Consider the following 217-nt stretch of genomic DNA (forward strand, 5'->3'; position numbering starts at 1 on the left):
GTGACTCCGATAACGATGTGTTGACCTCAACCGTCACGTTGACCATTACCGATGGTGATATCCCAACCATTGATAATGTTCCAACTGTGAACTTGTCGGAAACAAATCTGAGTGATGGCTCTGCACCAAGTGGCAGCGCGGTGAGTTCAACTCAAACTATTACTTACACCACTCAAAGTGATGATGTGACAAGCTTTCGTATTGAACCAACGGAGTT

The 217-nt window shown here is 45.2% G+C and carries 1 protein-coding gene; it reads left to right on the forward strand.

Annotated features, from left to right (window positions below; all coding sequences use genetic code 11):
* Positions 1-217: hypothetical protein (locus tag AB4583_RS21410; protein WP_372119293.1), on the forward strand; the 217-nt coding region annotated here is incomplete at both ends.

This window comes from Vibrio sp. 10N.222.49.C12 (assembly GCF_041475025.1).
GTDB lineage: Bacteria > Pseudomonadota > Gammaproteobacteria > Enterobacterales > Vibrionaceae > Vibrio > Vibrio crassostreae_C.